Genomic DNA, 10,254 nt, shown 5'->3' with positions numbered 1-10,254 from the left:
GCTGTAGATAAGCCGGCATCGGAAGTACGTCCCCCCAGAGCTCCAAGACCTGAACGTCCAAGCGGTGGAGACCGTTTCGGCGGTGGCGGCAGCGGCGGCGGCGGCGGTGGTGGTGGTTTCAATCGTGAACGGGGTGGGCGTCCATTCAAGCCTGCAGCCGGTAAACCTTCATTCGAGGATAAAATGTCACGCTTCCTGAAAGACAGCGAAGAACGGATATCTTCGATCAAGAAGAACACAGAAGGAAAGCGCGGCGGCCGTGGAGCCAAACGCGTGTAATCCAATACTTGTACATCATAAATAACCGCGGAGGCAATTGCCCTTTGCGGTTTTTTTGTCGCTGGTACACAAATTGCCGACAGCATCCTTGTCAATCTCACATAACTCCAGGGCAATCGCTGACGAATGTCTGCGGTAGCGCTTTCTGATCTTTGATAGGAGTGCAATCTAAAAGTCTATCAATCCGCTGACCCGTAAGGGATAGCTCTAAATTTCCATAAAATGTCGGTGCAGGCTTTTTTGTCGGAAATTTCTTGAGCGCCGCTCTCCGTTTCTGACAAACTTTAATAGAAGCCCCCGCTTATAATGAGAACCATAAATTCTTAAACGGGTGGTGCAAAGGAAATGAATAAAAGCAATGTGGTGAATTTGCCGGAGTGGGCCAAAGCTGGAAGCAAGGACAAGGTGCAGAAGGAAGAAGCCTGGAGTACGCGGTTTAAGAACTGGGGGTTGAAGCTGCCGCTTATCCAGCTTATCACAGTCAAGAAATGGATGCTGCTGCTGAGTCTTATGGGCTTTCTGTTGGGACGGGCCATGATTTTGGACGAGCTATCACCCTTTGCTGCAGCTTACTTTGCAGTCATTGTGTTTATGCGGAGAGACTCTATGCTGCCAGTGGCCGCGGCTATCGTTATTGGCAGTCTGTTCACTCCGTTTCCTGGTGCTATTGTAGTTGCTTCTGAACTGATTATTTTCTTCCTGATCTATAAAGGGCTTGAGAATTTTCAGCGTGTAGACCTCTCTTATGCACCGCTGATGGTATTCGTATCCTCGTTTATGGTTGGTCTGTTCCGGGTAGTGATTGGGCCGTCCATCGCCTGGTATCCGCTGATGATGTCCGTCATTGATGCACTTCTCGGGTTTGTGCTGACACTAGTGTTCTTGCAGGCGCTTCCGCTCTTTACGTTTAAGCAGAAAAGCCGGGCGCTGCGCAGTGATGAGATCCTATGCCTGATCATTCTGCTCGCTTCCGTAATGACCGGTCTTGTAGGCTGGACCGTAGACGGATTGTCGCTCGAACACATATTATCCCGGTACCTCATTTTGCTGTTTGCGCTGGCCGGCGGTGCTCCACTCGGCGCTGCCGTTGGGGTAGTGACAGGCTTAATTCTCAGTCTTGCCGATATCGGGGCTATCTACCAAATGAGCCTGCTTGCCTTCTCCGGCATGCTGGCCGGTATGATGCAGTCCGGGCGTAAAGGGGCGGTGTCCATGGGAATGCTGCTCGGATCAACCATTCTGTCCGTTTATTTTCTCGGTCCGGGTGATGTAATGGCCTCAACCTGGGAGACGAGTGCGGCTGTGCTGTTGTTTCTTCTCACACCTAAAGGCATTATTTCTGCCATTGCCAAATATGTACCAGGCACTGCCGATCACAGCCGGTCGCAGCATGAATATGCCCGTAGAGTAAGAGATATTACGGCAGACCGGGTTACGCAGTTTTCCCAAGTATTCCAGCAGCTGTCCAGCAGCTTCGGCCAAATTCCCCGAGCCGGGGAAGCGGGGAAGACGGATCGTGAAATGGAGGATTTCATGAGCACCGTAACCGAAGGCGCCTGCGCCGGCTGCATCCGCCGGACCCACTGCTGGGATGCCAAGTTCTATCAGACCTACAGATACATGACAGATATGATGACTACGGTAGAAGAGTGTCCGGATATAACGGCCGCCCAGCTTCCTCCGGAGTGGAGCCGAATTTGCGGAAAGACGGCCGAGGTGCTGGAGGTCATGAAGGGCCAATATGATCTTTACCAGCATGATATGCGCTGGAAAAGACAAATATACGACAGCCGCCAATTTGTTGCTGAGCAATTATCCGGTGTCTCCCAGGTTATGGAGGATCTGGCCAAAGAGATTAAACGTGAGGGACAGGCTATGTACCGGCAAGAAAGCCAGATCCGTGAAGCATTGGAGAAACTGGGACTGTCCATTCACAGCATAGAGATTCTCAGTCTTGACCCCGGACGGGTTGAGATTGAGGTAGTCCATGCTTATACTCGGGGATTTGATGAATGCCGCAAAATGATCGCCCCGCTGCTCTCTGACATTCTGGAGGAGAACATTGCCGTCGTCAGTGAAACGGCAGTCCATCCGCGTGAAGGATTGTCCATGGTCACATTCGGCTCCGCGAAGGCTTATGAAGTGAGCACAGGTGTGGCCGGTGCGGCTAAGGGAGGAGATTTGCTCTCCGGCGACAGCTTCAGCACGGTGGAGCTGGGCAACGGAACCTTTGCGGTATCCATCAGTGACGGGATGGGGAATGGCGAACGTGCCCGGATGGAGAGCAGCGCAGCGCTGTCGATGCTGGAGAAGCTCCTGCAATCAGGAATGGACGAGAAGCTGGCCGTGAAATCCGTCAATTCTATTCTGTTGCTGCGTTCACCGGATGAATTCTATGCGACGGTGGATATGGCGCTGATAGACCAGTATTCGGCGCAGACAACCTTTATGAAGATTGCTTCTGCACCGAGCTTTATCCGCCGGGGAAGCGAGGTCATTCCTATTACTTCAAGCAATCTGCCCATCGGGATTATAAAAGATATTGAAGTCGATCTGATCAGCATGCAGCTGCGCCCGGGCGATATTCTTATTATGATGACCGATGGTATTTATGATGCGCCCGGATATGCCGTTAATAAAGAGATATGGATGAAACGGCTGATTCAGGAGCTCGAGGGCGACGATCCGCAGGATATGGCCGATGAGCTGCTGGATAAGGTAATCCGTTATCAGGGCAATGAGATACATGATGACATGACCATTGTTGTCACCCGCCTTGATCATTTCCATCCGGAGTGGTCCAGCCTGCATATGCCCGGCATTGGTCGGATGGAGCGTCCGCGCACCGTAAGCTAATCTATCATTAAAATGATGAATAAATCCGAGCTTCAGCAAATTTAGGCGAGTCATTCACCAGACTCGCCAGTCCTGAGCCGCTGGTTCAGCGGCGTGCTCCTTCAGATTTAACCGTAATGTGAATCTACGGAACGGAGAGGGATTTTGGAGCTGGAGAAGCCTTAGCGTTCGCCTTTGTTCTCCGATTTCAACCGCAATGGGCGGTTCAATCAAAGAAATCGGAGGACAACAGCGGTCGGAAGCCCAAAAGTTCCTCGCAGTGACGCATTTTCACAAGTTCTTTAAATCTATGCTTTCTCCGCCAAAGCGGCGTTTGAAATCTCTCAACCTTGGATATGCTAGAAACAGAACAAGGCAAAGGGGAGTGTACAGGTATGAGACAGATCTTGCTCATTACTGACGGATGTTCGAACGTGGGGGAAAGTCCGGTGATGGCTGCAGCGCATGCCCGGCAGGAGGGAATCACCGTGAATGTCGTTGGCGTAGTGGATTACGGGACGATCGGGGAGCTTGGGAGCCGGGAGATTGCGGATATCGCCAAAGCCGGCGGCGGACTCAGCCGAATCGTCGGCACGCCGCAGCTGGCGCAGACGATGCAGATGATGACCCGGAAAACCGTGGTTCAGACGATTCAGCAGGCGGTTAATAAAGAGGTAAAAAAAATACTCGGTGAAGGCTCGCTGGAAGAGCTTCCTCCACTTAAACGTTCGCAGGTCGTTACTGTGGTAGATGAGCTTACAGAGACCACACCACTGCGCATTGCACTGCTCATAGATGCAAGTGCAAGCATGAAGCCTAAGCTGGGTGCGGTTGAGGAGGCAATCCGTGATTTGGCGCTTAGCCTGGAGGCGCGGGAAGGACGCAGCGAGCTTGCCGTGTTCCATTTTCCCGGACGTTCCAGCAGCGAGGATGCCATGCTCGATATGGACTGGAGCAGCGATGTATCCGAAGTCCGCTCCCTGTTCAGCAGGCTGAAGATGAGGGGAGCTACACCGACAGGACCGGCGATTTTCAAGGTGCTTGAGCATTACCGTTATGATAAACTGGATGAACACCGTGACCGCCGCGTCAGCGAGGACCAGGATGAACGAGAAGGGATGATTGGTGGGTATGTCGTCTAATCCACCCTATCCGGTAGGTACCGTAATTTCAGGCAAATGGCGAGGGAACCGCTATATTGTCGAGCGGCTGCTGGGAAAAGGGGCGAACGGAACCGTATATCTCGTGCAAAGAGAAGGAAGACGGGAGAAGTATGCGCTCAAGGTCGGAAACGACACGCTTGAACTGCAGTCTGAAATCAATGTGCTGACTTCCCTTCAATCCTGTCGTAAGCGCAGTGAGTACCGGGCACGCCGTGAATCTCCGCTCTCCTCTTATCTGCTGGAATCGGATGATTTTAAAGGCGGGGACAATGAGCCGTTTTACGTCATGCGTTATGTGGAGGGGCGGCCGCTGCATCATTTTTTGGCCAAAAACGGTGCCTCCTGGCTGGGGCTTGTCGGACTGAAGCTGCTGGAGAAGCTGCAACTGCTCCACGAATGCGGTTTTGTGTTTGGGGACCTGAAGCCGGAGAACGTGATGGTATCGGATTACGGGGAAGCCGAGCTGATTGATTATGGCGGTGCAAGCCCTATGGGTCGCAGTGTCAAGCAATTTACCGAATGGCATGACCGCGGGTTCTGGAACGCCGGTAGCCGTACCGGGGATGAGAGCTATGACCTTTTTTCATTTGCGGTGCTGTGCCTTCGCTTGCTTAATGAAGACGGGCTTAAGGCTTGCGCCCAGCAGCTTCCGCAGACCCGTAGCGTGGATGAGCTGATCAGACTGGTCAGAAATTTGCCGGACAAAAAGCTTTCCTCCTGGCTGTGCCTGGCGCTGAAGGGCGGGTTCACCGGATCGGCGGCGGCAGCGGCGGCGTGGAAGCATCATATCTATAATCAGCGTAAACCTGCTAAGGAAGTCATGGCAACTCCTCGCTGGCTGAAGAATGCCTTTGCACTTTCTTTGTTTGTGCTGGCCTTTACAATTTACTGGGTGCTCCGTTTTTGACATAATACATACTACATATGATTCAAGGCCGAATATGCCGCTCAGAGCTCTTGTATTTAACAGGCAGGAAAGGAAGCCGCAGATGGAGCAAATGAATGAACTAGTGCAGTACGTAATGGAGTCCGCGGCCGAGCATGAGCTGTGGGCGCCCCATGACACCATTGTAGTCGCAGTTTCCGGAGGACCGGACTCTGTGGCTCTTTTGCGTATTTTGCATGAGATATCCTTGAACCGGACACCGCTAAATCTGGTGTGTGCCCATGTGAACCACGGTTTTAGAGCAGAGTCACAGGAGGAGGCTGAATTTGTCCGCGCGCTGGCGGATGAGCTGGGTATACCCTTTGAGCTGGCTGAATTTGATATTCCCTCTATTGTGAAGAAAAGCGGTCTGGGACCGGAGGGGGCAGCGCGGGAGAAACGTTATCAGTTTCTGATTGAAACGGCTAAGCGGCACGGCGCGCGCGCCGTCGCACTGGCGCATCATGCTGATGACCAGGCGGAGACGGTGCTGATGCGGCTGCTGCGCGGCAGCGGTCCTTCGGGACTGGCCGGGATGCGCTGGAAAAGAACCGAAAAAAAGGTGGAACTCATCCGCCCCTTTCTGCGTATTAACAAAACAGCTCTTATCGGGCTGTGTCAGAGTGAAGGGTTTGCTTATGCCATGGATGCCAGCAATCTGCTTATGAAATATAAGCGGAATGCGGTTCGGCTGGAGGTGCTGCCGATGCTGGAGAAGTATAACCCCAAAGTAAAGCAGTCGCTCCTGCAGCTGTCCGAAATTGCCGGAGCGGAAGATGAATTTATGGAGGCGAATGCGTTAAAATGCTTCGAAGAGATAGTTTTGTTCGAGCATGGAAAATACACCTTTAAGAGAGCTTCATTTGCGGCCGTGCCCTCCGCTTTACAACGGCGTTTGATTAAACTAATATTAAATTATCTGTCGGCGGATTCACGAACCTTGGATTTTTCCAAGATCGAAGCAGTGCGCCGGGGGACGCTGCAGGAACATCCTACCGTATGGAGTCTGGATTTGGGTGGGGGGCTGATCTGTGTGCGGCAATATGATACCATTTTGTTCTCGTCCAAGCCTCCGCAGCAGCAGGTTAGCTATACATATCGGCTGTCTTTGCCCGACTCCCGCCTTGAGTTATGGGAAATCGGAAAAGCAATGACAATGACGGTGCTGGAGAGGGAAAGCTTTGCTTTACAGGGGGAGGATTCCGGGAAGATGTCAGCCTGGTTTGACAGTGATGAGCTGGTGCTGCCGCTGACCGTCCGTTCCCGATTGCCTGGAGATACCATAAGGGTTATGGGACTAAACGGAAGCAAAAAGGTAAAAGATATTTACATTGATGATAAAATACCTTCTTCCGAACGTTCTAGAATCCCCCTCGTTTGTGATGGTTCGGGCAATATCGTCTGGATTCCGGGCGTAAGACGCTCGATGCATGCCGCAGTAGGGCGGCACACGGCCTCGGTTCTGCTCTTAACTCTGGAAGAACTGGAGAAAAGCGGAGAAACGTAATGGTCGCTGTAAGTCTTTCATAGTATAACTTAGGAGGTTCGCAAGTTGCAGAACGATATTCAGGAAATCTTGATCAGCCAAGAGGAAATTCAACAAAGAATCAGGGAGCTCGGCGCCCAGCTGAGCGAAGAATATGCAGGACGCACGCCTTTAGTGATCTGTGTGCTAAAAGGCGCGTTTATCTTTATGGCAGATTTGGTTAAAGTCATTACAGTACCCGTTGAAATGGACTTTATGGCAGTATCCAGCTACGGTGGTACGACCAAGTCATCCGGTATTGTCAAAATCATCAAGGATTTGGACACATCAGTTGAAGGCCGCGATGTTCTTATTGTAGAGGACATTATCGACAGCGGTCTTACGCTCAGCTATTTGATTGACATGCTGCAGGGCCGCAACGCTGCTTCTGTCAAAGTAGTCACCCTGTTCGACAAACCGTCAGGCCGTGCAGTTAATCTTGAAGCCGAATATACCGGTTTTGTGATTCCTGATGCATTCCTGGTCGGCTACGGACTAGACTATGCCGAGCTATATCGGAACCTCCCTTATGTCGGTGTACTGAAGCCTGAAATTTATTCCAAATGAACTAATCGACAGCCTTAGATCTACGGATCAGATTCCCGGACCTGATGTTATTTGAGGACTCCGGGCAGGCTATGGTACAATAACTTGAGCGTTGTGAGAGGAGGTAGGGGATGAATCGGTTCATCCGGAATTCTGGTTTTTATTTGATTTTATTTTTAGTCGTGGTGGGCATTGTCCAGTTTGTCAGCAATGGAAATGAATCCGCCGATTTCCCTAGATACGATGAGTTACGGCAGGAGATCAAAACTAACAATGTGAAGAGCATGACGATTCAGTTTGAAGGTAACGCCTTCTTGGTTACCGGTGAATACAAAAATTTGCCGACTGATGCCAAATCGAAAAGCTTCTCCACATATGTTCCTCCTACTGATGCAGCCATCAATGAACTCATAGACGCCAGTGATTCCAATGGCGTAGAGTTGACCCAGAAGAAAATGGAAGGCGACAGCATCTGGCTGACATTCCTTTCTTCCATTATCCCGCTGGTAATTATGTTCATCCTGTTCTTCTTCCTGTTCAATAATGCGCAGGGCGGCGGCGGCAAAGTGATGAACTTCGGCAAGAGCAAAGCCCGCCTGTACAATGAAGAGAAGAAGAAGATCAGCTTCGAGGATGTTGCTGGTGCTGATGAAGAGAAGCAGGAACTGGTCGAAGTGGTCGAGTTCTTGAAGGATCCGCGTAAGTTTGCTGCAGTAGGTGCCCGTATTCCTAAGGGGGTACTGCTGGTCGGTCCTCCAGGAACAGGTAAAACCTTGCTGGCCCGTGCAGTTGCCGGTGAAGCAGGCGTTCCTTTCTTCAGTATTTCCGGTTCCGACTTTGTAGAAATGTTCGTCGGTGTCGGTGCTTCCCGTGTACGTGACCTGTTCGAGAATGCCAAGAAGAATGCTCCATGTATCATCTTTATTGATGAGATCGATGCAGTGGGCCGTCAGCGCGGCGCCGGACTCGGCGGCGGACATGATGAACGCGAACAGACGCTCAACCAATTGCTCGTCGAGATGGATGGCTTTGGCGGCAATGAAGGTATTATTATCGTCGCGGCTACTAACCGCGCGGACATACTTGATCCGGCGCTTCTCCGTCCGGGACGTTTTGACCGTCAGATTACGGTTGACCGCCCTGACGTGAAAGGCCGTGAAGCTGTACTGAAGGTTCACTCCCGCAATAAGCCGCTTACGAAGGACGTAAGACTTGATGTTATCGCTAAGCGTACTACCGGGTTTACCGGTGCCGATCTGGAGAATTTGCTGAATGAAGCAGCACTCCTCGCTGCCCGCCGTAACCGCAAGGATATTACTATGCGGGAAGTGGATGAAGCGATTGACCGTGTAATTGTCGGTACTGAGAAGCGCAGCCGTGTCATCAGTGACCGCGAGAAGCGCATCGTCGCTTATCACGAAGCAGGTCATACCATCGTTGGCTACTTCCTGGAGCATGCTGACATGGTTCACAAAGTAACAATTATCCCGCGCGGACGCGCAGGCGGATATGTCATTATGCTTCCTAAGGAAGACCGTATGCTTGTTACCAAGCAGGAATTGCTGGATAAAGTAACCGGACTCCTCGGCGGACGCGTGGCCGAAGAATTGTTTATCGGTGAAGTAGGAACAGGTGCATACAGTGACTTCCAGCAGGCTACGCGCATCGTGCGCAGCATGATTATGGAATACGGTATGAGCGACAAGCTTGGACCTATGCAGTTCGGTACCTCCCAAGGCCAGGTATTTCTTGGCCGTGATATCGGGCATGAGCAGAACTACAGTGACTCCATTGCTTACGAAATCGATCAGGAAATGCAGAACTTTATCCGCAGCTGCTATGAGCGCTGCCGTGAGTTGCTGACTAAGTATTCTAAGGAAATGCACTTGATTGCTAACACACTCCTTGAGAAGGAAACGCTGGAACTTGATCAGATCAAAGAACTGATTGAGCAAGGGTACCTGACTGAGGATGGCAAACCGGAAGAAGTTCCTGGGGTGACTCATGAAGCTGGGGAGCCAGTCATTGATTCTATCGGTGATGTGCGTGTTCGTATTCAGGGCAAAACTGATGATGATTCAGCTACACTGCCTGATCTGACCAAGGATATCCCGAACAAACCGGATTCCGAGGACGGAAATGATCCGAACGGCGGTAATAAAGACGGCGGCGGAAGCCTGGTCTAAATTGCCCATGAAGGAATAAAGAGTATACAGTTCAACCGGAGAACCCATGGGTTCTCCGGTTTTTTTGTAATATAAGCATGGATATGCCCGAGGTTATATGTCTTTGTGCTGCCTATGCAGGGCGCTGCTGCTTGCCTGGTCACATTGACAGGGGGTGGAACGTTGTGTACATTAGTGATTAAATATTAAATAATAAATATACCTTGAAATAGCAGAGCTGAGTGGCTTTGCATATCTGATTGCAGCGGGTAACTGGTATAATCTTTGATTAGCCATAAGAATTAAGGGGGAGAACAGACCGTGGAAGCTCTGGCGCTTGAGCGCAAGCAGGAACAGAACCGTGAACTTCGTGAGCGCCTCGAACAGCTTAAGAAGGAACGGAATGCAATTATTTTGGCTCATTATTATCAGCGTGATGAAATTCAGGAGGTAGCGGATTTCCGGGGGGATTCTTTTTTACTGGCCCAAAAGGCAGCGGAGACCGATGCGGAGGTTATTGTATTCTGCGGTGTACATTTCATGGGCGAAAGCGCCAAGATTCTTGCTCCGAACAAAACCGTACTGATTCCGGACGAACGTGCTGGCTGTCCAATGGCGGATATGGTCAACGTGGATGGGCTTCGTAAGCTCAAAGCGCAGCATCCGAACGCCAAGGTGGTCACCTATATTAACTCGTCGGCTGAGATTAAGGCGGAAACGGATATTTGCTGTACCTCAGCCAACGCCGTCAAGGTGATTGAATCGCTCGACGCGGAGGAAATCATCTGGGTGCCGGACAAGAATCTGGGCAATTAT

Annotated in this window: 7 protein-coding genes and 1 pseudogene; all 8 read left to right on the top strand. The window is 51.2% G+C overall.

Annotation, left to right across the window (positions count from 1 at the left end; translation table 11 throughout):
- Positions 1-279: pseudogene (locus AQR02_RS30445) on the top strand (RNA-binding protein S1); the annotation flags it as partial.
- A gap of 345 nt (positions 280-624) precedes the next feature.
- Complete coding sequence (gene spoIIE, locus AQR02_RS30440; RefSeq protein WP_108722129.1) at positions 625-3,135, top strand: stage II sporulation protein E; 2,511 nt, start codon at positions 625-627, stop codon at positions 3,133-3,135.
- A 374-nt stretch (positions 3,136-3,509) separates the two neighbouring features.
- Entirely contained in the window at positions 3,510-4,256 is a 747-nt protein-coding gene (locus AQR02_RS30435; RefSeq protein WP_054944020.1) for a vWA domain-containing protein, read from the top strand.
- Entirely contained in the window at positions 4,246-5,184 is a 939-nt protein-coding gene (locus AQR02_RS30430; RefSeq protein WP_054944019.1) for a protein kinase domain-containing protein, read from the top strand. The genes AQR02_RS30435 and AQR02_RS30430 overlap by 11 nt, the downstream gene beginning before the upstream one ends.
- 82 nt (positions 5,185-5,266) lie before the next feature.
- Positions 5,267-6,709 carry a tRNA lysidine(34) synthetase TilS gene (gene tilS, locus AQR02_RS30425; protein WP_054944018.1) on the top strand — a complete coding sequence of 481 codons (1,443 nt, stop codon included), beginning with the start codon at positions 5,267-5,269 and terminating at the stop codon, positions 6,707-6,709.
- Between the two features lie 45 nt (positions 6,710-6,754).
- On the top strand, positions 6,755-7,294 hold the full coding sequence (gene hpt, locus AQR02_RS30420) for a hypoxanthine phosphoribosyltransferase (RefSeq protein ID WP_054944017.1): 540 nt from the start codon (positions 6,755-6,757) through the stop codon (positions 7,292-7,294).
- A 110-nt stretch (positions 7,295-7,404) separates the two neighbouring features.
- A complete protein-coding gene (gene ftsH, locus AQR02_RS30415) occupies positions 7,405-9,459 on the top strand; it encodes an ATP-dependent zinc metalloprotease FtsH (protein ID WP_054944016.1) in 2,055 nt (684 codons plus the stop codon).
- A gap of 300 nt (positions 9,460-9,759) precedes the next feature.
- Positions 9,760-10,254, top strand: a 495-nt coding sequence (locus tag AQR02_RS30410) for a quinolinate synthase NadA (protein ID WP_148449245.1), incomplete at its 3' end; no start/stop codon positions are given.

This window comes from Paenibacillus ihuae, from assembly GCF_001368795.1.
In the GTDB taxonomy this organism is placed as follows: Bacteria; Bacillota; Bacilli; order Paenibacillales; family Paenibacillaceae; genus Paenibacillus_AQ; species Paenibacillus_AQ ihuae.
The sequence above is the reverse complement of the archived record's forward strand: the minus strand, read 5'-3'. Positions and strand labels throughout refer to the sequence as shown.